20 protein-coding genes and 1 pseudogene are annotated in these 25,474 nt (G+C 73.5%); 10 read left to right on the plus strand and 11 right to left on the minus strand.

Annotated elements, in window-relative coordinates:
• Positions 1-22 precede the first annotated feature (22 nt).
• Entirely contained in the window at positions 23-550 is a 528-nt protein-coding gene (locus BUE29_RS04720; protein WP_073386449.1) for a winged helix-turn-helix transcriptional regulator, read from the plus strand.
• Between the two features lie 25 nt (positions 551-575).
• Here BUE29_RS04720 and BUE29_RS04725 read toward each other — a convergent pair whose 3' ends face one another.
• Entirely contained in the window at positions 576-3,587 is a 3,012-nt protein-coding gene (locus BUE29_RS04725; RefSeq protein ID WP_234971369.1) for a UPF0182 family membrane protein, read from the minus strand.
• A 193-nt stretch (positions 3,588-3,780) separates the two neighbouring features.
• Between BUE29_RS04725 and BUE29_RS04730 the strand changes: the two genes are divergently transcribed.
• Positions 3,781-4,344 carry a PPA1309 family protein gene (locus BUE29_RS04730; RefSeq protein WP_073387107.1) on the plus strand — a complete coding sequence of 188 codons (564 nt, stop codon included), beginning with the start codon at positions 3,781-3,783 and terminating at the stop codon, positions 4,342-4,344.
• Between the two features lie 34 nt (positions 4,345-4,378).
• On the opposite strand, the gene BUE29_RS04735 is transcribed toward BUE29_RS04730, so the two are convergent.
• Positions 4,379-5,470, minus strand: a complete 1,092-nt coding sequence (locus BUE29_RS04735) for a YlbL family protein (protein WP_084180681.1) — start codon at positions 5,468-5,470, stop codon at positions 4,379-4,381.
• A 34-nt stretch (positions 5,471-5,504) separates the two neighbouring features.
• On the minus strand, positions 5,505-5,723 hold the full coding sequence (locus BUE29_RS04740; protein ID WP_073386451.1) for a hypothetical protein: 219 nt from the start codon (positions 5,721-5,723) through the stop codon (positions 5,505-5,507).
• Between the two features lie 106 nt (positions 5,724-5,829).
• On the opposite strand from BUE29_RS04740, the gene BUE29_RS04745 reads away from it, so the two are divergent.
• Positions 5,830-7,149, plus strand: a complete 1,320-nt coding sequence (locus BUE29_RS04745; protein WP_073387113.1) for a zinc-dependent metalloprotease — start codon at positions 5,830-5,832, stop codon at positions 7,147-7,149.
• A 9-nt stretch (positions 7,150-7,158) separates the two neighbouring features.
• On the opposite strand, the gene BUE29_RS04750 is transcribed toward BUE29_RS04745, so the two are convergent.
• On the minus strand, positions 7,159-7,830 hold the full coding sequence (locus BUE29_RS04750; protein ID WP_084180682.1) for a M48 metallopeptidase family protein: 672 nt from the start codon (positions 7,828-7,830) through the stop codon (positions 7,159-7,161).
• 327 nt (positions 7,831-8,157) lie between these two features.
• Here BUE29_RS04750 and BUE29_RS04755 point away from each other — a divergent pair, with 327 nt between their 5' ends.
• The 4 genes from BUE29_RS04755 to BUE29_RS04770 are packed head-to-tail and all read left to right on the plus strand — an operon-like array spanning position 8,158 to position 12,224.
• Positions 8,158-9,285 (plus strand): hypothetical protein, encoded by a 1,128-nt coding sequence (locus BUE29_RS04755; protein WP_073386454.1) that lies wholly within the window; start codon positions 8,158-8,160, stop codon positions 9,283-9,285.
• 44 nt (positions 9,286-9,329) lie between these two features.
• Positions 9,330-10,721 carry an ABC1 kinase family protein gene (locus BUE29_RS04760; protein ID WP_234971351.1) on the plus strand — a complete coding sequence of 464 codons (1,392 nt, stop codon included), beginning with the start codon at positions 9,330-9,332 and terminating at the stop codon, positions 10,719-10,721.
• Complete coding sequence (locus BUE29_RS04765) at positions 10,714-12,015, plus strand: hydroxyacid-oxoacid transhydrogenase (protein WP_073386455.1); 1,302 nt, start codon at positions 10,714-10,716, stop codon at positions 12,013-12,015. The genes BUE29_RS04760 and BUE29_RS04765 overlap by 8 nt, the downstream gene beginning before the upstream one ends.
• Complete coding sequence (locus BUE29_RS04770; RefSeq protein WP_143167973.1) at positions 12,012-12,224, plus strand: hypothetical protein; 213 nt, start codon at positions 12,012-12,014, stop codon at positions 12,222-12,224. Before BUE29_RS04765 ends, BUE29_RS04770 begins: the two co-directional genes overlap by 4 nt.
• Before the next feature lie 330 nt (positions 12,225-12,554).
• Here BUE29_RS04770 and BUE29_RS04780 read toward each other — a convergent pair whose 3' ends face one another.
• The 7 genes and pseudogenes from BUE29_RS04780 to BUE29_RS04810 all read right to left on the minus strand — a co-directional run bounded on the left by BUE29_RS04780 (position 12,555) and on the right by BUE29_RS04810 (position 20,627).
• A complete protein-coding gene (locus BUE29_RS04780) occupies positions 12,555-12,905 on the minus strand; it encodes a WhiB family transcriptional regulator (protein ID WP_407657312.1) in 351 nt (116 codons plus the stop codon).
• A 193-nt stretch (positions 12,906-13,098) separates the two neighbouring features.
• Complete coding sequence (locus BUE29_RS04785; protein WP_073386458.1) at positions 13,099-13,371, minus strand: hypothetical protein; 273 nt, start codon at positions 13,369-13,371, stop codon at positions 13,099-13,101.
• A gap of 191 nt (positions 13,372-13,562) precedes the next feature.
• Entirely contained in the window at positions 13,563-15,002 is a 1,440-nt protein-coding gene (locus tag BUE29_RS04790; protein WP_143167974.1) for an amidase, read from the minus strand.
• Positions 15,003-15,078: 76 nt separating this feature from the next.
• On the minus strand, positions 15,079-16,614 hold the full coding sequence (gene asnB, locus BUE29_RS04795; protein ID WP_200800035.1) for an asparagine synthase (glutamine-hydrolyzing): 1,536 nt from the start codon (positions 16,612-16,614) through the stop codon (positions 15,079-15,081).
• 122 nt (positions 16,615-16,736) lie between these two features.
• The gene (locus BUE29_RS04800; RefSeq protein ID WP_073386460.1) at positions 16,737-18,764 is read right to left on the minus strand and encodes an ATP-dependent helicase; all 2,028 of its coding nucleotides are present in this window, start codon (positions 18,762-18,764) and stop codon (positions 16,737-16,739) included.
• A gap of 112 nt (positions 18,765-18,876) precedes the next feature.
• A pseudogene (locus BUE29_RS23040) lies at positions 18,877-20,052 on the minus strand (MFS transporter); the annotation flags it as partial.
• Positions 20,049-20,627, minus strand: coding sequence for an ArsR/SmtB family transcription factor (locus BUE29_RS04810; RefSeq protein ID WP_073386468.1), 579 nt, complete (start codon positions 20,625-20,627; stop codon positions 20,049-20,051). The pseudogene BUE29_RS23040 and the gene BUE29_RS04810, both read right to left, overlap by 4 nt.
• Positions 20,628-20,772: 145 nt before the next feature.
• Between BUE29_RS04810 and BUE29_RS04815 the strand changes: the two genes are divergently transcribed.
• Genes BUE29_RS04815 through BUE29_RS04825 form a run of 3 tightly spaced genes read left to right on the plus strand, consistent with a single transcriptional unit; the run spans position 20,773 to position 25,425 of the window.
• A complete protein-coding gene (locus tag BUE29_RS04815) occupies positions 20,773-21,006 on the plus strand; it encodes a mycoredoxin (RefSeq protein WP_073387124.1) in 234 nt (77 codons plus the stop codon).
• Entirely contained in the window at positions 21,003-21,641 is a 639-nt protein-coding gene (locus BUE29_RS04820) for a nucleoside/nucleotide kinase family protein (protein WP_073386471.1), read from the plus strand. Before BUE29_RS04815 ends, BUE29_RS04820 begins: the two co-directional genes overlap by 4 nt.
• 40 nt (positions 21,642-21,681) lie before the next feature.
• The gene (locus tag BUE29_RS04825; protein ID WP_143168006.1) at positions 21,682-25,425 is read left to right on the plus strand and encodes an ABC transporter ATP-binding protein; all 3,744 of its coding nucleotides are present in this window, start codon (positions 21,682-21,684) and stop codon (positions 25,423-25,425) included.
• The last annotated feature ends 49 nt before the right edge of the window (positions 25,426-25,474 follow it).

The following is a 25,474-nucleotide window of genomic DNA, read 5'->3' on the forward strand; positions in this document are numbered from 1 at the left end:
CTACGCAAGCTAGGGTGAGGGCATGGCTGCTGACCCGGCACGCGACGGCCCGGTGCACGACAGCGCCGTCCTGGCAGGCGGGCTCGCCGATCGCACCGCCTGGCGCACCGACGCCTGCCCGGTCGGTGCGGCGCTCGGCGTCGTGGGGACGCGCTCGGCCATGCTCATCATGCGCGAGGCCTACTACGGCACCGCCCGTTTCGACGACTTCGCCGAACGCGTCGGCATCTCCGAGGCCGTCGCCGCCGCCCGGCTGCGCGAGCTCACCGACGCGGGCCTGCTGCGCCGCGTCCCCTACCGCGAGCCCGGCAGCCGGACGCGGCACGAGTACCGGCTCACCGAGATGGGCCGTGACCTCGCGCCGGTCGTCCTCGGCCTGTTCGAGTGGGGCTCGCGCTACCTGTCCCCCGGCGGGCGGCCGCCGCTGGACCTCACCCACGCCGACTGCGGCGCGGCGGTGCACGTCGGCGTCGAGTGCGACGCCGGCCACGACGTCGCGCTGGGCGAGCTCGTCTTCTCCCCCGCGCGCCGGCGCCGCCGCGACCCCTGATCGACCGGGGCCCGGCGGCGGCCGGTCATCTGCTCGGTGAGGACGTCGGTGCGGCCTTCGACGTCGACGACGACGCCGAGGCGCTGCGCGCGATCGCGGCGAGCAACTGGTCGGTGGCCTTGTTGTACTTCGCCTGCGCCGCACCGATACGGGCCTGGTCCTTCGACGCGTACGCCTCGTCCAGCGCCGACTTCGCCGCCCGCGCCTGCTGTGCGAGCCCCGCGATGTCACGGGTCGACGGCGTCGTCGCCGACCCGCTCGACGGCGATCCGGACGGCGACGTCGACGGGCTGGTGGACGGGGACGACCCCGGGGTCGGGGTGCCCGACGGCGTGGTGCCGTCGTCGGTGCCGGTCGTGGTGCCGGCGCGCACGTTCTGCCTGATGTCGGTCAACGCGTCCTCGACCGTCGCGCCGAAACCGACCTTGCCGTCGAAGGAGATCTGCACTCGCTGCAGCAGCGGATAGTTGCCGTTCTCCCGCTGCACGTACATGGGTTGCGCGTAGAGGAAGCTGCCGTTGAGCGGCAACGTGAGCAGGTTGCCCAGGATGACCGTCGACCCGCCGTTGCGCTGGTTGGTGCGGTACTCGGTGATGGCCGGGTCGTTCTGGAAGTCGTTCGCGACCTGCTCGGGCCCCTCGACGGTCGCGTCGAAGCCGTTGAGGATCGTCATCTGACCGTAGGCGGACGGGTCGCTGTCGACGGTGACGTAGGCCGCGAGACTCGGTTTGTTGTTGACCTTCATGGGCGTGGTGAGCTGGAACTGTGCGCCCGTCACGCCCGTGGTCTGGGAATTGGCGAGCACGTAGTACGGCGGCTGGTCACCGGACGTCGCGGCCGGGTCGGTGGGGATCGTCCACTTGTCGGACTGGTTGTAGAACGTCGTCGAGCTGTCCACGTGATACTGCTCGAGCAGCCCACGCTGCACCTCGAACAGGTCCTCGGGATAGCGCACGTGGTCACGCACGCTCTGCGGCATCGTCGAGTTCTTCTTGACCAGGCCGGGGAAGACCTTCATCCACGTCTTGAGCACCGGGTCCTTGGTGTCCCACTGGTAGAGCTTCACGGTGCCGTCGTACGCGTCGACGGTGGCCTTGACCGAGTTGCGGATGTAGTTGACCTGTTGGTCGGCCTGGCCGGGATTGCGGTTCGTGCGGGTCAGCGAGCTGTCGGTGAGGTCGGAGAGCGTCCGCCGCTCCGAGTACGGGTAGTTCGCCGTCGTCGTGTACGCGTCGACCATCCACACGATGTGCCCCGTGGACGAGTCGACGAACGGGAACGGATCGCCGTCCACGTTGAGGAACGGGGCCGTCTTCTTGACGCGCTCGCGGGGGTCGCGGTTGATGAGCACGTGCGCGCCGTCGGCACCGACCGCGTCGTTGAGCAGGAAGTTCGTCTCCTTGTCGTCGAGCGCGAAGGCGAGCTTGGTGAGCGGGCTCGACAGCGAGATGCCGCCCGTGCCCTGGTACGTGACCTTCTTGCCTTCGCCGTCGAACTCGCGGGGGGTCCCCTTCGCCCCGACGATGGCGTAGTCCGACATCAGCTCGCCGAAGTACACCTGGGGGGTCCGCAACTTCGCCGCGGTGTTGAGCGACCCCGTCTGCGGGATGCCGCCGTCGGCGTAGCTGCTCGCGTTGACGATCCCGCTGCTCGCCTTGGCCGCGACGAAGCCGTAGCCATGGGTGTAGTTGGTGTGCTGGTTGATCCAGTTCGTCTGGTTGCCCGACAGGTTGGACGCCTTGAGCTCGCGCACGCCGACGATGTAGTCGTCCTTGGTGTCGGCCGCCGACCCGGTGCCCTGGGAGGCGTAGCGGTCGACGTCGAGCTTGGCCGGGAAGCCGTAGACACCGCTGGCCTGCTGCGCCTGCTGCTGGGTGAAGGTCGGCGACACCACGTTGGGGTCGAGCACCCGCAGGTTGGACAACGTCGGGTCGCTGGACACCAGCTTGCTGCGATCGGGATTGGCGGCGAGGTCGTACTTCTTGTAGCTCACCGTGCCGTTGGGATCGTTCCTCGTCCCGCCGGACTTGGTGACGATGCCGTACCCCTGCCGGGTGGCCTCGATGTTGCGCGCGATGTACGGCGCTTCCTTGGTGCTGGCGTTGGGCTGGACGGACACGCTCTGGACGATCGCCGGGTAGACGCCGCCCATCAGGATGCTCAGGACGAGCAGCACCACGAAGCCGATGCCGGGCAGCAGCGAGCTGCGCAGCCAGATGCTCGCCAGCACGCCGACGGCGAGGATCAGCGTGATCCAGAACAGGATGGTCTTGGCCGGCAGCGCCGAGTTGACGTCGGTGTAGGAGGCGCCGGTGAAGCGGCTGCGCTCGGAGAAGACCAGCCCGTAGCGGTCCAACCAGTAGGCGACGGCCTTCATCAGCATGAAGGCGAACACCAGGATCGTGATGTGCCGGCGGGCGGCGATGGTGATCTTCGGGCCCGGCGTCTGCAACCGGATCGCGCCGGTCAGGTAGTGGATGCCGATCGCGAGGATGAGCGAGAAGATCACGGCGGTGAAGCCGAAGCCCAGCAGCAACCGGTACACCGGGTAGTCCCAGGCGAAGAACGAGACGTCCAGGTGGAATTGCGGGTCGGTCGTGCCGAAGTCCTGCCCGTTCAGCCACAGCTGCCAGGCGGCCCAGTCGCCCTGCGCCGACGCGCCGGCGGCGAGGAACGCGATGACCGCGGCGACGGCGAGGATCAGCTTGCGGCGCGGCTCGACCAGCTGCACGTAGTTCTGCAGGTTCTGCTGCTCCGGCGACAGCGGTCGGAACGGCGGCTTCACCAGGTAGGCGACCGCGAGGTTGCCGCCGATGATCAGCGCCATCAGCGCCCCGAAGACGAGGAAGAGCACCAGCCGGGTCCACAGCACGGTGCTGAAGACGCCGCGCGCGTGGACCTCACCGAACCAGAGGTAGTCGATGTAGGTGCCCGACAGCTTGACCACCAGCACGAGCAGCACGATCAGGGCCGCGACGACCGACAGGGCGATCTTCGCCCGGCGCGACAGCATCACGTTCGGGATGGGTGGCCGCATCGCCACGGGCAGGCTCCTGACGTGCTCGTGAGGTGGGGGCAGGACTCGCGGGATCAACGTACCGGCCGCCCCTGTGGTTCCTGACTCGCGGGCGGTGGGTGAGGATGACAGCGGCGGCCGTCACGGCGACGCCGCCGCCAGCGACCGCCGCAGGGGCGGCTGCCACGACGGACCGGACGACGAAGGGGACGACGTGCTCGATGTGCTCGAAGCCGCGCTGGCCGAGATCGAGGCCCATGTCCACGCGGCGGGCTGGGACCGCGGCCCGACGCTGTTCGCGCTGGTCAGCGTCGGCCGCTTCACCGCCGACGATCCGGTGACCGCCCGCCGCCTCGGCATCGACACGCTGCCGCCCGACGCGCTGACCCCGGTCGAGCAGGACGACCTGCCCGACCAGCCGCTCGACGAGCTGCTGGCCGGCATCGCCTGGCCCGACTCGGTCGCCGGCTGTGCGGTGACCCAGGAGATCGTGATCCTGCCGCCCTCGGCCGAGTCGACGCTGACCGACGCCGACGCCGCCTCGCGTGCCGCCGACCACCCCGAGCGGCGGGAGGCGCGGCTGGCCGCCGGTGTGCTGCGCGACGGGTCCAACGCGGCCCTGCTGCGCATGCGTGGCACCGGCCCGGCCGGGGATGGCCATGGCAGTGCCGGGCCCGACGACGGTGCCGAACCTGCCGGCGGTGCCGGTGACGACCTGCTCACCGGACCGGACCTCGCGCCGAACCTGGTGGCCGCGCTGCAGGCCACGCTGCGCTAGCGCGCGGCCGCCGCGCGGGGACGGCCGGCGCCGCTCAGCAGCTCGGGACGGCCTGCCCCTGCTCGATCTTCTCGAGGTCCGAGACGGCGTCGTGCAGCGTCGACACCTTCACCACCCGCAGCCCGTCCGGCACGTTGCCACGCACGTCGTCGCAGTTGTCCTCGGGCGCGAGGAACACCGTCGCCCCCTTCGCGCGGGCGGCGATCATCTTCAGCTGGATGCCGCCGATCGGGCCGACCGTGCCGTCGGGGTCGATGGTGCCGGTCCCGGCGATGAACCGGCCCTTGGTGAGGTCCCGTGGGCCGACCTTGTCGATGATGCCGAGCGCGAACATCAGCCCGGCCGACGGGCCACCGATCTGGTTGGCGAGGCCGAGGTCGACGGTGAACGGTGCGAGGCAGCCGTCGGAGATCGAGACGCCGAGGCGTCCCCCCTGCTGCCCCTTCGGTGCCGCGGAGAGCGTGACGGGTACCTCCTTGGTCGCCCCGTTGCGGCGGACGGTCACGGTGACGGTGTCGCCGGCCTTGGTCTTGGCGAGCAGCGCGCGCAGCTTGCCCGCGCTGCTCGCATCCCCGCCGTCGAGGCTCACGAGGGCGTCGCCGGTACGCAGCTTGCCCGCCGACGCGCCGTCGGCGAGGACGCTGACGACCCCGAACGCCTTGGCGTAACCCAGCTCGCACGAGGCGGCGGTGACGGCGCTGTCCTGGGAGGTCACGAAGTCCTGCGTGTTCTGCTTGTCCGTCTGCTGCTGGGACTGCCCGGGCGGGTACACGGAGGCCCGCGGGACGACCACCTCGTCGCCCTTGAGCCAGCCCACGAACGCCTGGTAGGGCGTGACCGAATCGGTGTTCACCCCGACCGTCGTGAGGTTGAGGTTGCCGGTGGTCCTGCGCACCGTCGTCCCGCTGATCTTGATGATGGAGCGGCCGCCGTCGTCGGCACCGAGCGTGTTGTAGGTCGGCCCCGGCGAGAGGACCACGTAGGGCACCGGCAGGCTGAAGATCAGCGCGAAGAGCACGACGAAGAGCACTCCCGCGACGATCAGGCTGCGCACCCGGCGGCTCAGCCGGGCGAACCCGGTGCCACCGGGCACGCTCTCGGCGGGCGGGAAGGGCACTCGGGGCACCTGCGCAGCCTAACCATCGCGCCGGGCCGAGGGGTCAGTCGCCGGTGCCCTCGCCTGCCCCGCGCCCGCCCGCTGCCCCCGTGCCCCGGTCCTGGGAGCGGGGCGGCTGGGCCAGGGCGGCGAGGTAGTCCTGGTGGTCGCGGACGGCCTGCGCGGTCGTGCGCTCGGGACGCGGTCGCGAGCGCAGCCACGACCAGCACGCGGCGAGCACGGTCGCCACCACCGGTCCGGAGAGCCACCACACCCACGCCACGGACGCGGACGCTACCGGCGGCTACGCGTTCGCTGTGCGCGCAACGCGGGTGCTCGGGACAGGGAACGATCCACACCGCTCGGGCGTCGCTACTACCGTGAACGACATGACGAACTTCCCCTTCGGCTTCGGCAAGCCCTCCGGTGACGGCGGCGAGGGGAACGACCCGAACGACCTCTCGGCGCAGATGCCGCTGTTCGCCGAGCTGCAGAAGCTGCTGTCGTGGTCCGGCGGCCCGGTCAACTGGGACCTCGCCAAGCAGCTCGCGGTGTCGAACCTCGGGGGCAGCGCGCCGGTGGACCCGGCCGACCGTTCGGCCGTCGCCGACGCCGTCCGGCTCGCCGACCACTGGCTCGACGACGTCACCGACCTCCCGTCGGGCGTGCAGAGCGTGGAGTCGTGGACCCGGCTCGAGTGGCTCGACAAGACGCTGCCGGTGTGGTCGTCGCTGTGCGATCCGGTGGCCTCGCGGGTGGTCGCGGCGATGTCGCAGGCCATCCCGCAGGAACAGCTGCAGGCACTGGGCGCCAACAACCCGTTCGCCGGCATCATGCAGCAGGTCGGCGGCCTGATGTTCGGCGCCCAGGTCGGGCAGGGGCTCGGCGGGCTGGCCCGCGAGGTCCTCTCGGCCACCGACATCGGCGTCCCGCTCGGCCCGGCCGGGGTCGCCGCGCTCGTGCCGGAGAACGTCGCCGCGTTCGCCGCGGGTCTGGAGCGACCGGCCGACGAGGTGCGCCTCTACCTCGCGCTGCGCGAGGCCGCCCACCAGCGGCTGTTCGCCCACGTGCCGTGGCTGCGCAAGCACGTGCTCGACACCGTCGCCGAGTACTCGACCGGGATCACGATCGACATGTCCGCGATCGAGGAGGCGATGCGCGGCGTCGACCCGATGAATCCCGAGAGCATGCAGGACGCGCTGACCGGCGGGCTGTTCGAGCCGCGCCAGACCCCCGAGCAGGAGGTCGCGCTGCGCCGGCTCGAGACGCTGCTCGCCCTCATCGAAGGATGGGTCGACACCGTCGTCACCGCCGCGGCGGGCCAGCGGATGCCCGGCGCCGACGCACTGCGCGAGGCCACCCGCCGCCGCCGTGCCGCGGGGGGCCCGGCCGAGCAGACCTTCGCCACCCTCGTGGGTCTCGAGCTGCGACCGCGGCGGCTGCGCGACGCCGCCGCGCTGTGGTGGGCGGTCACCGAGAAGCAGGGCGTCAGCGGTCGCGACGTCATCTGGACCCACCCGGACCTGCTGCCGACCGCCGACGACCTGGACGACCCGCTGGGCTACGGCGACCGGGCGGTGAACCTGGCCGACTTCACCGCGCCGGACGACCTCAGCGGGTTGGACGTCAGCGGGTTGGACGTCGGCGACCGGAAGGACCCCGGCACCGACGGTCCGGACGAGGCGGACGGACCCGACCCGCGACCCTGACCGCCGCCGTCAGCCCGCCGCGGGTGGCCAGGCGAGGTCGTCCCCCTCGGCGAGCTCGTCGACCGGATCGTCGCCCAGATCACCCAGATCGCCCTCGGCGAGGTCGTCGGCGAGGTCGTCGGCGATGGGGAGCTGGGCCGCGGCGCTGACGCCGTCGAGGAACCCGCGCGCCCGTTCGGTGCGCGGGTAGGCACCGACGAGCTGCCAGAACCGCGGGCCATGACCGGCCTCGATCAGGTGGGCGAGCTCGTGCACGAGCACGTAGTCCTGCACCCACTCCGGGAAGTCCTGCAGCCGGCGCGAGAGCCGGATCGTGCCGTCGGCCGGCGTGCAGGACGCCCACCGCGTGCGCATCGCGGGGACCCAGCGAACGCTGACCGGCTGCGCCCGGCCGTCGAGCCAGCGCGCGGACAGCCGCGCGGCCCGTCGGCCGAGATCGTCGTCGCCGCGCGGTGGCCGCCGCGAGCCCTCGACCCGGGCCACCATGCGGGCGACCCACTCGCGCTCCTCGCCGGCGCTGAAGCGCGCCGGGATCAGCACCACCACCCGATCGGCGTCGCGGTAGGCCGACACCGTGCGTCGCCGGCGTGGACTGCGACGCACCTCGACCGTCGTCGTCCCCACCAGGGTCGACGTCGTGGTGACGGCGCCCGGCGGCGCCGTACGCGTGGTCCTCGCCATGGGCACACGCTAACCGGGTGGTCCGACGACACGGCCGGTACGCGGCCGTCGTCCACAGCGAACGTCCCGTCGTCCACAGCAGTGGGGCCGGCTGCCCACAACGTTGTCCACAGATGTGGACATTCACTTCAGGGTTACCGTGCCGTCATCGACGTGATCGAAAGCCGGGCAATCCACACGAACCGATCGCCGAGCGTGCCCACTCCACGACGAGCGCACACACCGATAGCACGGCCGGCCGGGGGTCCGCGCGGCGGGTCGGCGACGCGCGTCGCCGGGCCTGTGGATAACCCGGCGCTCCGTCGCGGCCCGTGCCATCGTTGCGCGGTGAGCAGCACGCACCGCGACGGCAGGCCCGAGGCCACCGACGTCGAGTACGTGCTCTCTCCCGCCACCCGGCTGCTGTGGCGCTCGCCGGACTCGCTGCACCTCGAGCTCGGCGGCCGCAGCGTGGTCGTCGACGGCCTGCCGGCGCCACTGGTCCGCAGCCTCGCGCGGCATCCCGCCGACCAGGCCCCCGCGGGTCCCGTCCCGGGCGGGGCCGGCGTGTCCGCCGCGCTCGCCGAGCTCGCCGGCTCCGGCTTCCTGTGGCGGCGCCGGCCCGACCCCACCGCTACGGCGATCGATGACCCCGCCAGCGATGCCCCCGCCACCAATGACCCCGCCAGCGACCCGTTCCCGGCCGGCCCACCGCTCGATCATCGCCGCACCCCGCCCCGACCCCGGCTCGCCGGCGAGCTGCTCTCGCTCGCCACCCGGGCCGGCGAGCGCGCGGCCGAGCTGCTCGACGCCCGTCGCTGCGCCACGGTGAGCGTGCAGGGCACCGGTCGCGCCGGCCCGGCGCTCGCCGCCCTGCTCGCGGCGGCGGGCGTCGGTCACGTCCACTGCTCGGCCACCGGTTCGGTGCGGCTGCACCACGCACTGCCCGGCGGCGTCGGCCCCGGCGACGAGGGCCGCAGCCTGGCCGCGGCCGCGCACGACGCGATCCTGCGAGCCGCTCCGGACGCCGACACCGAGCCGCTCCCGGTGGGCGAGCACGCCGATCTCACCGTCCTCGCCGTCGACGAACCCGTGGCCGACACCCGCCGTGCCGCCCTGCACGCCGCCGGCGCCGCCCACTTGCTCGTCGCGAGCGGCGTCGCGCACGCCGCGGTGGGCCCGCTCGTCGTCCCCGGCCTCACCAGCTGCCTGCGCTGCGCCGACCTGCACCGCCGCGACCGCGATCCGCTCTGGCCGGCGCTCGCCGCCCAGCTCACGCTCGCCCCGCGCCGCGGCCCCACCTCCGACGCGGCCGCCACCACGCTGGCGGTCGCCGCGGCGGCCGGTCAGGTGCTGACCTTCCTCGACGGCGGCGAGCCGGCGTGCCTCGACGGCTCGCTCGTCGTGCAGCTGCCCGACTGGCGGCTGCGCCGCCGCAGCCGCCCGGTGCACGCCGACTGCGACTGCTGGCACTGACGCACGGACGATGCGCTGTCGTGGCCGTTGGGCACAATGGGCGCGTGGCCGACCGCAGCGAGGGACGATCCCGTCGACGCGAGGGCGACGACACAGCGTCGCAGCGGGGGCACATCCCGCAGCGTCGCGGCGCTCGCACCGCGAAGCTCGCGTCCCTCCCCCTGGGCGTGGCCGGCCGGGCGACGCTGGGGCTCGGGCGGCGCATCAGCGGTCGCTCGGCCGACGAGGTGAACGCCGAGCTGCAGGCCCGCACCGCCGAACAGCTGTTCACCGTCCTCGGCGAGCTCAAGGGCGGCGCCATGAAGCTCGGCCAGGCGCTGTCGGTGTTCGAGGCCGCGCTGCCGGACGAGAACGCCGCCCCCTATCGCGAGGCGCTCACCAAGCTGCAGGAGGCCGCGCCGCCGATGCCGACGGCGCAGGTGCGCTCGGTGCTCGACGAGCAGTTCGGCACGCGGTGGCGCGAGCGGTTCCGCGACTTCGACGACACCCCGGCCGCCGCCGCGAGCATCGGGCAGGTGCACAAGGCGGTGTGGTCCGACGGCCGGGTCGTGGCCGTCAAGCTGCAGTACCCGGGCGCCGGCCCGGCGCTGCTCGCCGACCTCACCCAGCTCACCCGGTTCGCGTGGCTGTTCGGCCGCGTCTCCCCCGGCCTCGACGTCAAGCCGCTGCTCAGCGAGATCCGCGAGCGCGTGCTGGAGGAGCTCGACTACACGCTCGAGGCCGACGCCCAGCGCGCCTTCGCGAGCGCGTTCGCCGACGACCCCGACATCGCCGTCCCCCGGGTGGTCGCGAGCGCGCCCAAGGCCGTCGTCACCGAATGGATGGACGGCACGCAACTGTCGTCGATCATCGCCGACGGCACGCAGCAGCAGCGCGACCGCGCGGGCTCGATGATGGCGCTGCTGCACTACAGCGCGCCGGCGCGGGCCGGGCTGCTGCACGCCGACCCGCACCCGGGCAACTTCCGGCTGCTGCCCGACGGCCGGCTCGGCGTGATCGACTTCGGCGCCGTCGCCCGCCTGCCCGACGGGTACCCCGCGCCACTGGGCCGGCTCACCCGGCTGGCCGTCGACAACGACCCCGACGCCGTGCTGGCCCTGATGCGCGACCTGGGTTTCGTCCGCCCCGGCATCCAGGTGTCCGGGCAGGAGGTCATGGACTATCTCGGCCCCGCCGTCGACCCGTTACGCGAGCCCAGCTTCACCTTCAGCCGCGCGTGGTTGCAGCAGCAGGCGTCCCGCGTCGCCGACCCGCGACGGGCCGAGGCGCAGGTCGGCCGGCAGCTGAACCTGCCGCCGTCCTATCTGCTGATCCACCGGGTGACGCTCGGCTCCATCGGCGTGCTGTGCCAGCTGGGCGCCACGGCGCCCTTCCGCCGCCTCGCCGAGCGCTGGCAGCCCGGGTTCGCACACGAGAGCGGGGACGTCGATGCCTGAGCCGGCCGCAGGTGCGCACGACGGCGCGGCCGAGACCGTCTTCACCTACGGCGCCCCGCAGCTCAAGTACGGCGACGGCGCCTCGGACGAGATCGGCTACGACCTGTCGCAGCTGGGCTGCACGCGGGCGCTGGTCGTCACCGATTCCCGGGTGGCCGCCACCGGGTTGCCCCAGCGCATCGCCGAGCAGATGACACGCTTCGACGTCGAGGCGGCCGTGTACGACGGCGTGCGCGTCGAACCGACCGACGAGAGCATGCAGGCGGCGGTCGACTGGGCCCGCGAGCACGGCCCGTGGGACGCTTTCGTCGCCGTGGGCGGCGGCTCGAGCATCGACACCGCGAAGGCCGTAGACCTGCTGCTCACCAATCCGGGCACGGTCATCGACTACGTCAACGCGCCGGTGGGCGGCGGCCGCGCCCCCGCGCACCGGCTGCATCCGCTGGTGGCCGTCCCGACCACGACCGGGACCGGTTCGGAGAGCACCACCGTGTGCGTGCTGGACGTGCTGTCGCAGCGCGTCAAGAGCGGGATCAGCCATCCCCGGTTGCGGCCGACCCTCGCCGTCGTCGACCCGTTGCTCACCGTCACCCAGCCGGCCGGCGTGACCGCCGCGTCGGGCATGGACATCCTCTGCCACGCCCTCGAGAGCTACACCGCCCGGCCGTACACCGCCAGCCCGCGCAAGCAGCCTGAGCAGCGGGTGCCCTACTGCGGCGCCAACCCGGTGTCGGACATGTGGTCGACGCAGGCGCTGTCGCTGCTGGCCACCAGCTTCCGCAAGGCGGTCCGCGACGGCGACGACCTCGACGCGCGGCGGGCGATGGCGCAGGCCGCGACCTTCGCCGGGCTGGGATTCGGCAACGCCGGCGTCCACATCCCGCACGCCAACGCCTACCCGATCGCCGGTCAGGTCGGCGACTTCCACCCCGCCGGCTACCCCGACGACGAGGCCATGGTGCCGCACGGGATGGCGGTGTCACTCACCGCGCCCGAGGCCTTCCGCTTCACCTTCCCCGCGTCCCCGGAGCGGCACCTGCACGCGGCGCGACTGCTGGAGCCCGACGCGGCCGAGCCGGCCGACGACGCGTCGGCGCTGCCGGACGTGCTGACCCGGCTCATGCGCGACATCGGCATTCCCGACGGCATCGGATCGGTCGGCTTCGGCGCGGACGACGTCGACGAGCTCGTGGCCGGTGCGCTCAAGCAGCAGCGGCTGCTCGCCACCGCACCCCGCGAGGCGACGGCCGACGACCTCGCCGGCATCTTCCACCGCTCGATGGCGCTGTGGTGAGCCGACCACTCCCGGTGAACGGCGCCGGCCCGCGACACTGCTCGCTGTGCGGCCGGGCGGCCGACGCCGAGGCGGAGGGCGACCCGCCGCTCGGTTGGAGCGCGGACCGCGCCGAGGGCGCCGAGGGCGCCGTGCGCTGGATCTGCCCGCAGTGCACCCGCCGCTACGTCAGGGCCATCGAGGCCAAGCTCGACCAGGCCTGGTGGTGACCGCACACGACACGGCCGCCGGATCGCGAGGCGATCCGACGGCCGTGGGTGGCTTCGGGCAGGGAGCCGCCGCCAGGCGGCGACGGCCGTCTCGTCAGCGGACGGCTGCGACCTGACGAAGCCGGGCGGTGTGCCGTGACTCGGCACGCCGCGCGAAGTCCGAGACGCGGCGCCAGCGACGCCCCGCCCGGAGCTCGCGCGCGAGGGCGGCCTCGCGCGACTGGGTCGACAACTCGCGTAGTCGATCGCGCGCGAGTGCTTCGTGCAGTGTGTTCATCGTCGTGCTCCTGATGGTCGTGCTCCTGATGGGGGTGGTTCGCTCGTGGTCGGTCATGCCGCGACCACGTCGTCCTTGCGCTCGTCCTTGCGCTCGTCCTTGCGCGGACGGCCGCGGGGCCGCTTGCGCGCGATGATCGAGCCGCGCTCGAAGATCTCGCCGCCCCAGACCCCCCACGGCTCCCGACGCTCGACGGCGCCGGCGAGGCAGGCGTGCAGTGCCGGGCAGGCCTGGCACAGGGCCTTGGCCTGCTCGAGCTCGGTGGGAGTGTCGGCGAACCACAGCTCGCCGTCGTTCACCCGGCAGGGCAGGTCGTCGGGGCAGTCCTTGGCGAGCGGGTCCAGCGGCTCGATCCCGATCGGATCGAGGGTCTGGCTGATGTCGGTGTCGCAGCTGGTCAACACGTTCGGGTCACCTCCTCTTCGGCTTGGGTGCGGTCTGGTGCGTGATCGGTCGGTGTCGGTCTGCGTCATGTGCTGGTCGTCGTCTCGGTCTCGTGTACTCGGCGGGTCTGACGGTTCTCGGCCGGAAAAGCAGCGAGGCCGCGGTTCCCTGGATGGGAGCCGCGGCCTCGAGGAGCCGGTGCGCTGATCGTGATCAGCGTGGGATTCCTCGAGGTGGGCGGCCCTGCTTACGGCCGACGACTGCGGCGCCGGCGGCGGCGTAGCCACCGGTGGCGTCGTCATCTGCCGAGAGGGCACCGGTCGCCGGGAAGGCAGCCGTCGCCATCAGGTGGCCGTTGACGGACGTCGGACGCGGGAGCTCGGCGGCGCGCACCGACCACGTGCCGGTGCCGGCGAGGTCGTGGGCCGCGCTCGTGGCGACGAGGGCGCGCGTGCGCTCGGGCGTCGTGGCGATCGTGGTGATCACGGCTCCCCCTCTCGTCGCGGCACGCGCTGTCGCACGCGTGCATCTCGTGTGTGCCAGGAGGCTATCGGCGGCTCGAATGAGCGCGCAAGCGAATTAATCCGCGGCGCACAGAGTAGTCGTGCGCACGTCCCCCGGGACCGTCCTGCGCCGGCGCGCGCCCCGGTCGGCTGTCCGTCGGGCGACGCCGCGGGTCAGCGGGCCGACAGCCCGTCGGCCTCCAGCGCGGCGGCGAGCGCGAGCAGGTCCCCGTCGGCCCCGGGCCGACCGGAGAGCATCATGCCGACGGGCATGCCGTCCTCGGGGGACCGGCCGGCGGGCAGCGAGAGCGACGGCAGGCCGGTGAGGTTGGCGATGACCGTCCAGCAGTCGGTGTACGGCGCCGTCATGGGATCGGCGAGCACCTCCGCGTGGATGTCGCGGCGGTTGCCGGTCTCGTCGAACAGTCTCGGCGCGGTCGTCGGCATGGTGGGCGAGAGCAGCACGTCGCACGCGGCGAGCGCGTCGCGCGTCTGACCGACCAGGTTGTCGCGCACCCGCTCGGCCGCCGCCAGCTCGGCACCGCCGTGTTCGCACAGCTCACGACCGAGCTCGAAGCGGCGCACGACCTCCTCGCCGGCCTGTCCGGTCCGCACGTAGGGCTCGAGCGACGGGACGCACGCCGCCGAGGTGATCGTCATGTACGCGCCCAGCGCGGCGAGGCCGTCGGGCATCGACACCGGCACGACCTCGACGCCCAGCTCGGCGAGCACGCTGCGGGTGACGTCCAACCGGGCGAGCACTCCCGCGTGGTTGCGGGATCCGCACAGCTCGTCGACCACCCCGACCCGGAGCCGGCGCAGGCCGCTCGGGTGCAGCGCGGCCGCGGCGAGGTCGGGACGACCGGACATGACGGCGAGCAGCAGCGCGGTGTCGGCGACCGTGCGCGCCAGTGGCCCCACCCGGTCGAGGTCCGTGGCGAAGGGGACGGTGCCCTCGACCGGCACCAGCCCGGGCGTGGGCGCCATGCCGACGACGCCGCACTGCGAGGCGGGCTCGCGGATCGACCCTCCGGTGTCGGTCCCGATCGAGCACGCCGCCAGCCCGGCGGCCACGGCCGCGGCGCTTCCCCCACTGCTGCCGCCCGGGCTGCACCGCAGGTCCCACGGGTTGCGCGTCGGGCCGAAGGCCGAGGTGTGGGTCGACGCTCCCATCGCGAGCTCGTCCATGTTGGCCCGGCCCAGCAGCACGGCGCCGGCGTCGAGCAGGCGGGTGACGACCGGCGCGTCGCGCAGCGCGACGACCCCCGCGTGGGCGCGGGAGCCGCTCGCCGTCGTCTGCGCGCGGACGTCGACGTTGTCCTTGACGACGAACGGGACGCCGCCGAGCGGACCGAGTGATCGCCCGGACAGCCGCTCGGCGTCGAGGTGCGCGGCCCGAGTCAGCGCTCCTTCGCTGTCGAGCTGGACCAGGGCGTGGATCGTGGCGCCGACCTCGGCGACCCGGCGCAGGTGGGCGCCGACGACGTCCTCCGCCGACAGCTCGCCGGCGCCGACCAGCTGCGCGAGCTGCGTCGCGGGCAGCGTCGTCGGGCCGGGCGACGGCGTGAGCGCGCGCGCCGCGGTCCCCCAGTCGTCGGGCTGCACCGGTTGCATCGGCACAGCGTGACATGCCCGTGTTGCCAAGACGTGACGGCCTCCCCGCCGTCCGATCGCGGCCGTGACGGGACGGTCAGGCGGTCGCGAAGCGCCCCAGCACCTGCTCGGCCCGGATGCCGCCGAGATGGTCGGCGAAGATGCGCTGGTAGCCGAGCTCCTCACGGCTGCGGGCCTCGGGCAGGCCGGGGATGCGGATCGCGCGCCAGTCCTGGTCGGGGACGAGCGCCTCGGCCTGCCGGCCCATGACGTCGGCCGTGCCGGACCCGTCCCCGAACTGCTCCTTGCGCCGCCACAGGATCTCCTGCGGCACCCACCCCTCGAAGGCCTCGCGCAGGATCGCCTTCTCCTGGCCGTCCTCGCCGAGCAGCTTCCACTCCAGCGGGACGCGCTGCGCGACCGCGAGCAGCTCACGCGAGAGGAACGGCACGCGCGCCTCGAGCCCGTGCGCCATCGTGACGCGGTCGCAACGCTGCAGGTTGAGGTGGTGCAGGGTCTCGATGCCGCTGACGAGCGCGTCGCGCAGCGCCGGCATGTCGAGCTCGCGCAGGTGATGGTAGCCGGCGAACAGCTCGTCGGCGCCCTCGCCGGTGAGCACGACCTTGACGTGCTGCGCCGCCAGCTCGGCCAGCAGGTAGTTGGGCACGGCACTGCGCACCAGCGACGGCTCGTAGCTCTCGATCGAGCAGACGACGTCGGGCAGCACGGCCACGACCTCGTCGTCGGTGTACACGCGCTCGTGGTGCACGAGGCCGAGGTGGTCGGCGACGACGCGCGCGGCGGCGAGGTCGCTGCTGTCGGCCGTGCCCGCCGCGAACGAGTGGACCGGCATGCCCGGCTCGGACTCGCGCGCCAGGATCGCCGCGACGATGCTCGAGTCGAGTCCCCCGGACAGGAAGACGCCGACCGGGACGTCGGCCATCATCCGGTCCCGTACGCCCTTCACCAGCGTCTCGCGGATCGCGGTGCGCGCCTCGTCCCTGGTGGCGTAGGGCGCGCCGACCGGCTCGTCCACGCCGAGCGGATCGGTGCGCAGGTCGACGAACGGGACGAGCCCCGCGTCGGGCGTCCAGTGATGGCCGGGCGGGAACTCCTCGACGACCGGGCGCACGTCGTCGGGGAAGGCGCCGAGCTCGGACGCGGCGAGCAGCCGGTCGTCGTGCCGCGCCCAGTACAGCGGCTTGACGCCGAGCGGGTCGCGGGCGAGCACGAGACCGCCGTCCGCGTCGGCCACGGCGAAGGCGTACATGCCTCGCATGTCGTGGATGTCGTCGGTGCCGCCGGCGTCGATGACGTGCAGGATCACCTCGCTGTCGGACTGCGTGGCGAAGGGGCCGGGCAGCCGCGCGCGCAGCTCGTCGTGGTTGTAGATCTCGCCGTTGGCGACGACCCAGCGCTCGGACCGCCCGCCGCGCAGCGGCTGCTGCCCGCCGTCGAGGTCGACGATGGCGAGCCTGGTGTGACCGAGCCAGGTCGGCCCGACGAGCCGGGACCCCTGGCCGTCCGGGCCACGGTGCGCGATCGGCCCGAGCATCGACTCGCCCAGGGCGGTCGTCGCGCGCAGGCGTTCGGGCGTGGGGGCGAGGTCATGGACGACGGCGATACCGCACACGCGGCTCAGCTCCTCGATTAGGCAACTGCCACCCGACCATACGGCGAATTCGCACGAGTGGGCCGCCGCGACCGCAACTCGCCGCGTGTTCCGGCCGTCACGCCGCCCCCGGCTGGCGCGGGTCAGGTGACGGGGACGGGGGCGACGTCGGCGGGGTCGGCACCGCCGAGCAGGGCGAGGACGGGGTCGGCGTAGCGGGTGAGCTTCGTCGGCCCGACGCCGGAGATCTGCGCGAGGCCGGCCCGCGACGTGGGGTGTGCGTCGGCGATGGCGACGAGGGTCGCGTCGCTGAACACCACGTAGGGCGGAACGCTCTGCGACTCGGCCTGCGCCTTGCGCCAGGTGCGCAGCCGACCGAAGAGCTCGGCGTCCTCGGCGGCGGCGGCCTTGGGGCGCTTGCGGCTCGCGACCGGCGGCGGGGTGGCCGGCCGCAGCCCGTCGAGGAAGCGGCTGGCGCGCCGCCCCCTGCGCTGCCCGGGGCTACGGGCCAGCGCCCACGACAGGGCCAGCTGCTCGCGGGCCCGGGTGATGCCGACATAGAGCAGCCGCCGCTCCTCGGCGATCTGCGCCGGCGTCGTGGCGTGCTGGATCGGCAGTGTGGTGTCAGTGAGGCCCACGAGGAAGACGGCGTCCCACTCCAGGCCCTTGGCCGAGTGCAGCGACGCAAGCGTGACGCCCTGCACCGTGGGGGCGTGCTGCGCGCCGGCGCGGGCGTCGAGCTCGGCGGTGAACTCGTCGAGGTGGGCCTGCGGCGTCACCGCGAGCACGTCGTCGGCGAGCGTGACGAGCGCGGCGAGGGACTCCCAGCGCTCGCGGGCCGCCCCGCCGGGCGGCGCGTTGTCGGGGTACCAGCCGAGGCTCGACAGCACGCCGCGGATGGCGTCGGGCAGCGCCTCGTCGCCCACCTCGCCGCTGCGCGCCGCGCCCCGCAGCAGCAGCCGGGCCTCGCGGATCTCGGGACGGTCGAAGAACCGCTCGCCGCCGCGCAGCACGTAGGGCACCCCGGCGCGGGTGAGCTCGGCCTCGTAGACCTCGGACTGCGCGTTGATGCGGAACAGCACCGCGATCTCGGCCGCGGGCACGCCCGCCTCGATCAGCCGCGAGCACCGGGCGGCGACGTCGGCGGCCTCGGCGGGCTCGTCGTCGAACTCGGCGAACGTGGGGACGGGGCCGTCCGGCCGCTGCCCCACGAGCTCGACGCCGGACTGGCCGCCGCCGACGAGCGAGTTGGCGAGCTGCACGACCTGCGGGGTGGAGCGGTAGTCACGGTGCAGCCGCACCACGACCGCGTCGGGAAAGCGCCGCCGGAAACCGAGCAGGTGCTCGGGGGACGCCCCGGCGAAGGAGTAGATGGTCTGGTTGGCGTCGCCCACCACGCACAGGTCGGTGCGGTCGCCGAGCCACGCGTCGAGCAGCCGCTGCTGCAGCGGCGAGACGTCCTGGTACTCGTCGACGACGAAGTGGCGGTAGCGGCTGCGGACCTCCTCGGCCACCACGGCGTTGTCCTCGAGGCCTGCCGCCATGATCAACAGCAGGTCGGCGAAGTCGATCTGCCCCATGCGTCGTTTCGTGGCCTCGTACTCGGCGTAGAGCTTGGCCACGGTGTCGGGCGTCATCGGCGTCTCGCGGCCGGCCTCGCGGACCCGCGCCGGATAGCTCTCGGGCGTGGCCAGCACCGACTTGGCCCAGTCGATCTCGGCGGCGAGGTCGCGCAGCTCCGTGCGGTCGACCTTCAGCCGCAGCCGCGCGGCCGCGTTGCCGACGACGCGGCGCTGGTTGTCGAGCACCTCGGGCAGCCCGCCGCCGAGCAGCTGCGGTGCGAAGTACTGCAGCTGGCGCAGCGCCGCGGCGTGGAACGTGCGCGCCTGCACGCCGTGCGCGCCGAGCGTGCGCAACCGCGTGCGCAGCTCACCGGCGGCGCGGGCGGTGAAGGTGACGGCCAGCAGCTGGCCCGCGGGCACGGCACCGCTGCGCACGGCGTAGGCGATGCGGTGGGTGATCGCCCGGGTCTTGCCGGTGCCGGCGCCGGCCAGGATGCAGACCGGCCCGCGCACCGCGACCGCGGCCTCGCGCTGCTCGGGATCGAGCCCGGCGAGGACCTGATCGGCCGCCGCCCCGGCCGTCTCGCGCTCGCTGGTCTGCACGGTCACCGATACTGCCAGCGCCGTCCGACAGGTTCCCGGCGCGGGTCGGCAGCTCGCGCAGCCCGCGCAGCGGGGAGGCGGCCAGCAGGCCGTTGCTCGCGAGGTAGGCGGCGAAGACGACGAGCAGCGCCGTCCGGGGCCCGGTCGCGGCCCCCAGCACGCCGCCGACGACGGCCCCGATCGGGATCGTGCCGTAGTTCACGACCTGCTGCGAGGCGGTGACCCGGCCGAGCAGCCCCGCCGGGCAGTACCGCTGGACGAAGCCGGCGCGGACGATGTTGCCCGCGACGACGGCCGCGACCAGGCCGAGCTCGCCCAGCACGAACAGCACGACCGGCCACCCGGACGCGGCGAGGGGGACGAGCAGCGCCGCCGGCGGCGCGGCCAGCATGCTGGCGACCAGCGCACGCCCCGTCCCGAGCCGGCGGGTGAGCGAGGGCACCGCGGCCGCGCCGAGCACGCCGCCGACGCCGCCGAGGGCCAGCAGCAGTCCCGCCGTCCCCGCGCTCGCGCCGACGTCATGCACGAGGAACGCGATGATCAGCACGTTCGACGCGCTCAGCGTGAGGTTGGCGAGCGCACCGAAGCCCGCGAGCGAGCGCAGCAGCTGGTCGCCCCACACGAAGCGCAGGCCGTCGCCGATCTCGCGGCGCAGCGCCGGCCGCGGCCCGGACGGGACGGACGGCTCGGACCGCCGGGGCGCCTCGGCCACCCGCATCCGCAGCAGGCAGCCGAGCGACACCGCGAAGCTGACGGCGTCGGCGAGCAGCGCGTTGGCCGCGCCGAACGCCTGCGCGAGCAGGCCGCCGAGGCCCGGGCCGGCGACGCGGGCCGCGGACTCGGCCCCCTGCAGCCGCGCGTTCGCGCCCACCAGCTCCTCCGGCCCGGCCACGGCCGGGATCAGCGCCCGGTAGGCGGCGGTGAAGAAGACGTTGGCGGTGCCGGCGACGGCGGCGACCAGGACGAGCTGGGCCAGGCTCAGCACCCCCAGGGCCGCCGCGACCGGCACGCTCGCGAACGCGACCAGCGACACGACGTCGCAGCCGATCATCACCCGCCGCCGCGACAGCCGGTCGACCCAGGCCCCGGCCGGCAGGCCGATCACGAGCCACGGCAGCCAGGTGACGGCCTCGAGGACGCCGACCGCGACGACGCCGGCGTCGAGCACGGCGAGCGCGACGAGCGGCAGCGCGAGACCGGTGACGCTCGCCCCCAGCGCCGAGGTGGTCTCGCCGAACCAGAGCAGTCGGAAGTCGCGCCCCCGGACCCCGGCGGCGGCGCTCGCGGCGCTCACGGCTGCGCCGGGACGCCGTGGCAGAACACGAACACCGTGTCGCGGCGGGCGCCGTCGTCGGGGAGCTCGCGCTCACGCCACCGCTGGGCGAGGTCGCGGAACTCGCGGGAGAACTGCTCCAGCTCGGCCGGGGTGAGGCGCAGCCACGTGTTGGTGGAGAACGGCCCCTCGCCCCACGTCTCCCGGGCGTCCTGGTCGGCCTCGTTCCACGCCCGGACGTAGCCGGCCTGCCGCTCCAGGTTCAGCGACGAGGCGGCCCGCTCCAGGGCGTCGCTCGCCGGGTCGTCGGCGAAGTCCGTCGTCGACCACTGCACGGTGCGGGTGACGAGCCGCCACCACCGCTCGCGTCGGTCGCGGGCGAGCTCGGGCGCCTCGGCCACGAGGTCGCTCGCGGCCAGCGTGCGCAGGTGGTGGCTGATGTTGCCGACGGCCTGCCCGGTCCGCTCGGCGAGCATGCTCGCCGTGGCCGGTCCGTCCAGCAACAGGATGTCCATCAACCGCCGCCGCAGCGGGTGCGTGACCGCGGCGAGCGCCTTCGCGTCGGTGATCTGACGGGTCGTCCATTCCTGCGTCATGCGCCGACCGTAAACGTACAACGAGCATTGTGCAATGTTTCTTGTACAAGTCGTCTTGCATACTGGGGACGGAACACCCCGCGCGGTGTCGGTGTTGCCGGGTACGAATCAGCAGGACCAGCGAACCGAGGAGAACGACCCGCCGATGATGACGATGTACACCACCACCTGGTGCGGCTTCTGCGCGCGCCTCAAGGCCGGCCTCGCCCGCGAGGGCATCGGGTACGACGAGGTCGACATCGAGCGCGTCGACGGCGCGGCCGAGGTGGTCGAGAGCGCCAACGGCGGCAACCGCACCGTCCCCACCGTCGTGTTCGACGACGGCACCGCCCTCACCAACCCCTCCGTCGCCCAGGTGAAGGCCAAGCTCGCGGCGTGAGCCACCCGGCCACCGAGACCCCGCGGTGGCGGGCCCTCGCCCCCGATCGGCTCGTCGCCGAGCTGGCGCGGGCGCTCGCCACCGTCGACGGCACCGTGCGGGTCGCGTTCGACGGGCCGCCGGCGGCCCGACCCGAGACCCTCGCCGACGCCCTCGTCACCCCGCTGCAGGCGCTCGGCAGGCCGACCGTCCACCTGAGGTCGAACCTCTTCTGGCGCGATGCGTCGTTGCGGCTCGAGTACGGCCGGGAGGACGTCGAGTCCTACCTCGGCTGGCTGGACCACGGCGCGCTGCAGCGCGAGGTCCTCGCGCCGATCGTCGAGCGCGGCGAGTACCTGCCCTCGCTGCGCGACCCCGAGACCGATCGCTCCACCCACGCGGCGCCCGTCGCCGCGGCGCCGGGGACCGTCCTCCTGGTCAGCGGCGAGCTGCTGCTCGGGCTCGGGCTGCGCTTCGACCGCGTCGTCCATCTGACGATGTCGTCGGCCGCCCGCTCGCGGCACACCCCGCCGGAGTCGGCTTGGACGCTGCCCGCCTTCGACGAGTACGACGCCACGGTGCACCCGTGCGAGCTCGCCGACGTCGTCGTCAAGCTCGACGACCCGTCCCACCCCGCGGTGCGCGGCCTTGCCTGACCGAGCCGGGCCCGGCCGGCAACACGGCTGGCTGCGCCGCATGGGCGCCCAGCTCATGCGGCACCGGCGCCACGTCGTGCTGGCGTTCGGCGCGGCCCTGCTGGGTAGCGCCGGGCAGGTCGTGGTCCCCCTCATCGCCCGCGAGATCGTCGACGACGTCGTCATCGCGCGCACCGCGTCGCTGTGGCCCTGGCTGGTGACGCTGTTCGTCGTCGCCGCCGCGACGTTCGCGCTCGCCTACGTGCGGCGCTACCGCGGCGGCCTGGTGGCACTGGCCGTCCAGCTGGACCTGCGCAACGCCGTGCACGACCACCTGCAGCGCCTGGACCAGGCGACGCTGCGCCGGCTGCCGACCGGCCAGCTCGTCTCGCGCGCCAACTCCGACTCCGGGCTGGTGCAGGGACTGTTGATGTTCCTGCCGCTCGTCACCGGCAACGTCGTGCTGATGGTGCTGGCCGTGGTCGTGATGTTCGTGCTGTCGCCGCTACTGGCCCTGCTCGCGCTCGTCGTCATCCCCGCGCTGTTCGCGGTGTCCTACCGCATGCGGCAGCGCATCTTCCCCGCGACCTGGGACGCCCAGCAGCACGAGGGCGACGTCGCCCAGATCGTGGACGAGGGCGTCACCGGCGTCCGCGTCGTCAAGGCGTTCGGCCAGGAGCGGCGCGAGCTGGCCCGGCTCACCGGCGCGGCGCAGACGCTGTACGGCTCGCGGCTGCGCGCGGTCCGGCTCACCGCGCGCTACCAGCCGTTGCTCGAGGCGATCCCCACCCTCGCGCAGGTCGCGATCCTCGTGCTGGGCGGCCTGCTCGCACTGCACGGCACGATCAGCATCGGCACCTTCCTCGCGTTCTCCACCTACGTCGGCCAGTTCGTCGCCCCCGCCCGGCAGCTCGCGGGCGTGCTGACCGTCGGGCAGCAGGCCCGCGCCGGTGTCGAACGGATCTTCCAGCTGCTCGACCTGCCGCCGGCGATCGCCGACGCCCCCGGCGCCGTCGAGCTGGCCGACGTGCACGGCGAGATCCTCTTCGACGACGTCCGCTTCGGCTACGACCCCGACTCCCCCGTCCTCGACGGCTTCACGCTGCACGTCGCCGCCGGTGAGCGGGTCGCGCTCGTCGGCGCGAGCGGCAGCGGCAAGTCCACCGTCACCGCGCTCGTCTCCCGCTTCGAGGACCCGCAGACGGGGACGGTCCGCCTCGACGGGCACGACCTGCGCGACGTCACGCTGCACTCCCTGCGACGCCAGGTCGGCGTCGCGTTCGAGGAGAGCTTTCTCTTCTCCGACACCATCCGGGCGAACATCGGTTACGGCCGGCCCGACGCCGGCGACGCCGAGATCGAGGCCGCCGCTCGCGTGGCGCAGGCGCACGAGTTCGTCCTGGCGCTGCCGGCGGGATACGACACCGTGGTCGGCGAGCGCGGGTTGACGCTCTCCGGCGGGCAGCGGCAGCGGATCGCGCTCGCCCGGGCGATCCTGACCGATCCGCGGGTGCTGATCCTCGACGACGCCACCAGCGCGGTCGACGCCCGTACCGAGGGAGCCGTCCACGACGGCCTGCGCGACGTCCTCGCCGGCCGCACCACGCTGCTGGTCGCGCACCGCGTCTCCACGCTGCATCTCGCCGACCGCGTCGTCGTGCTCGACGGTGGGCGGGTCGCCGACTGCGGGACGCACGACGAGCTCAGCGCCCGCAGCGCCCACTACCGGCGGCTGCTCTCCGGCCTCGAGGACGAGCCGATCCGCCAGGCCGGCGACAACATCGAGGCGCTCGTCTCGGTCACCAAGGACGGGGCCGGCACCGGCGTCACCGACGACGCATGGCGCGGTGGTGCCCGCGAACGCGCCACCCACGTCACCGCGAACGCGAACACCGCGAACAAGGCGATCGGCAACCTGCCGGCGACGCCGGAGCTGCTCGCCCGTGTCGCCGCGCTGCCGCCGGTACGCGACTCGGCCGACGTCGACCTCGCCCGGGAGGCCGCGCCGCAGCGGGAGTTCTCGCTCTGGCGGCTGCTGCGCCAGTTCCGGCGCGCGTTCACCATCGGGCTGGTGCTCGTCGTCCTGGACGCGGTGTTCGGCCTCGCCGGGCCGGCCTTCGTGAAGAGCGGCGTCGACCAGGGTGTCGTCGGGCGCTCCGAGTCGGTGCTCTTCGTCGCGGCGATCGCGTTCCTCGTGACCACCGCGATCGACCTCGCGGTGCGCATCGGCTCCACCTTCGTCACCGGTCGGACCGCCGAGCGCATCATGCTGTCGCTGCGCGTGCGCATCTGGGCGCAGCTGCAACGGCTGTCCCTCGACTACTACGAGCGCGAGCTCGCCGGCCGGATCATGACGCGGATGACGACCGACGTCGACCAGTTCGAACAGCTCGTCACCAACGGCCTGCTCTCCGCACTCGTCGCGTTCGTGACCTTCGTGGGCGTCGGCGTCACCCTGCTCGTGGTCGACGTGGAGCTGGGGCTGGTCACGCTGTCGGTGCTCGTGCCGCTCGCCGTCGCGACCGTCGTGTTCCGGCGCCGCTCCGCGCGGCTGTACGACCTGTCGCGTGAGCGGATCGCCACCGTCAACGCCGACTTCCAGGAGAGCCTGTCCGGGGTGCGGGAGTCGCAGGCCTTCGCGCACGAGACGGCGACGAGCGCGCGCTTCCACGAGCTCGGCGCGTCCTACCTGCGTTCCCGGGTCGCCGCGCAGCGGCTCGTCGCACTGTATTTCCCGTTCGTGCAGTTCCTGGCCGCGGTGGCCGACGCGCTCGTGCTCGGGGCGGGCGCGGTGCTCATCGACTCCGGCTCGCTGACCGTCGGCGCGCTGATCGCGTTCCTGCTCTACATCGACATGTTCTTCAGCCCGATCCAGCAGCTGTCCCAGGTCTTCGACGCGTGGCAGCAGACGCGGGTGTCGGTCCACCGGATCGCCGAGCTGATGGCGCTCGAGCCCCTCACGCCGCAGCCGGACCACCCCGTCGCGCTCGACGACCCGCGTGGCGCGGTCGACGTCGAGCACGTGCGCTTCGCCTACCCGGCCACCGTGATCGCCGCCGGCGACGCACTGCACGACCTCGACCTCGCGGTGGCACCCGGCGAGACGGTCGCGCTCGTCGGCGAGACCGGCGCCGGGAAGTCCACGGTGCTCAAGCTGCTCGCCCGCTTCTACGACCCGGACGCCGGCCGGGTCGCGATCGACGGTCACGACCTGCGCACGCTCGATCTCGACGGCTTCCGCAGCCGGCTCGGCTACGTGCCGCAGGAGGCGTTCCTGTTCACCGGCAGCGTCCGCGACAACATCGCCTACGGCCGGCCCGAGGCCTCCGACGCCGCCGTCGAGGCCGCGGCCCGCGCCGTCGGCGCGCACCACGTGATCGCCGGTCTGCCGGCCGGCTACCTGACCGAGCTGGGCGAGCGGGGCGGCTCGCTGTCCTCCGGGCAGCGGCAGCTCATCGCCCTGGCCAGGGCGCAGCTCGCCGACCCGGCGCTGCTGCTGCTCGACGAGGCGACGTCCAACCTGGACCTCGCCACCGAGGCCCGCGTCACCGAGGCGATGCACTCGGTCGCGGCCGACCGCACCACCATCGTCATCGCCCACCGGCTGCAGACCGCGCGGGGTGCCGACCGCATCGCCATGCTGGTCGCCGGCCGGGTCGCCGAGCTCGGCACGCACGACGAGCTGCTCGCCCGTGACGGCGACTACGCCCGCATGTGGCGTGCGTTCGAGACGGTGGACGCCACTCGCGTTCGTCGGGCAGACGATCGCGATCGAGAGCCGTCCGCGGGTGCGCCGCCGGGGTAACGCCTGACCATGACCGAGGTAGCCGCCCACGGCCCGCCGTCAGGTCGGC

Source organism: Jatrophihabitans endophyticus (assembly GCF_900129455.1).
GTDB classification, from domain to species: domain Bacteria; phylum Actinomycetota; class Actinomycetes; order Mycobacteriales; family Jatrophihabitantaceae; genus Jatrophihabitans; species Jatrophihabitans endophyticus.

Bases quoted from the DNA above. Each gene is read 5' to 3' on its own strand.
- BUE29_RS04725 (WP_234971369.1), bottom strand. From the start codon at position 3,587: ATGCGGCCACCCATCCCGAACGTGATGCTGTCGCGCCGGGCGAAGATC.
- BUE29_RS04745 (WP_073387113.1), top strand. From the start codon at position 5,830: ATGACGAACTTCCCCTTCGGCTTCGGCAAGCCCTCCGGTGACGGCGGC.
- BUE29_RS04815 (WP_073387124.1), top strand. From the start codon at position 20,773: ATGATGACGATGTACACCACCACCTGGTGCGGCTTCTGCGCGCGCCTC.
- BUE29_RS04765 (WP_073386455.1), top strand. From the start codon at position 10,714: ATGCCTGAGCCGGCCGCAGGTGCGCACGACGGCGCGGCCGAGACCGTC.
- BUE29_RS04825 (WP_143168006.1), top strand. From the start codon at position 21,682: ATGGGCGCCCAGCTCATGCGGCACCGGCGCCACGTCGTGCTGGCGTTC.
- BUE29_RS04810 (WP_073386468.1), bottom strand. From the start codon at position 20,627: ATGACGCAGGAATGGACGACCCGTCAGATCACCGACGCGAAGGCGCTC.
- BUE29_RS04750 (WP_084180682.1), bottom strand. From the start codon at position 7,830: ATGGCGAGGACCACGCGTACGGCGCCGCCGGGCGCCGTCACCACGACG.
- BUE29_RS04790 (WP_143167974.1), bottom strand. From the start codon at position 15,002: ATGCAACCGGTGCAGCCCGACGACTGGGGGACCGCGGCGCGCGCGCTC.
- BUE29_RS04720 (WP_073386449.1), top strand. From the start codon at position 23: ATGGCTGCTGACCCGGCACGCGACGGCCCGGTGCACGACAGCGCCGTC.